Annotated in this window: 1 protein-coding gene; it reads right to left on the bottom strand. The window is 68.9% G+C overall.

What is annotated here, in order from left to right:
• Positions 1-361 (bottom strand): pseudouridine synthase (locus tag QZH66_RS17565; protein ID WP_345783875.1); only part of this gene is annotated, 361 nt, incomplete at its 3' end.
• Positions 362-731: the final 370 nt, after the last annotated feature.

Raw genomic sequence — 731 nt, 5'->3', positions numbered from 1 at the left:
GCGAGAGGCGGTAGCGCGCCCAGCCGCCCTGGGCCTCCAGCAGCTCCATGTGCGTGCAGGTGTTAGGCGCGCCGGGCACCTCGTGCATGCGAAAGAACTGCGGGCTCTCTTCCATGCGGCTCAGATGCTCGCGCGGAAAGGCCAGGCCGGGCCGCCACGGCGCCACGGCCTCGTAGTGCTTGGCGATGGCGCGCTCACGGAACAGCCCCTGGTACAGGCCGCGCGTGGCGCGCTGCACCGAAAACAGCACCAGGCCCGCCGTATCGCGGTCGATGCGGTGCAAGGGCACCAGCTCGTTCAGCCCCAGACGCTGCTTCAGGCGCACCAACAGCGTGTGGTGCAGGTAGCGCCCAGCGGGCATGACGGGCAGGAAATGCGGCTTGTCTGCCACCAGCAGATGCTCGTCCTGGTACAGCACCGACTCGTGNAGCGCCCAGCGGGCATGACGGGCAGGAAATGCGGCTTGTCTGCCACCAGCAGATGCTCGTCCTGGTACAGCACCGACTCGTGAAAGGGAATCGCTGCCTCGGCGGGCAGGCAGCGGTAGTAATACAGACGGATGCCGCGCTGAAACTCCCGCTCGGGTGTGACGGCCACGCCGAACTCGTCCACCACGTCGCCCGCCGCCATGCGCTGGCACCACCCGCTGCGGCCCACCTCGGGCAGGCGCTGCACCAGAAAATCGAGCATGCTGCCCCGCCCGGTGTGCGGCAGCGCCACGCAGCTGGGGC

Origin of the sequence: Stenotrophomonas sp. YIM B06876, assembly GCF_030711595.1 — a bacterium.
GTDB lineage: Bacteria > Pseudomonadota > Gammaproteobacteria > Xanthomonadales > Xanthomonadaceae > Stenotrophomonas.
Note: the sequence above shows the minus strand (reverse complement) of the source record. Positions and strands in the feature narration are given on the sequence as shown.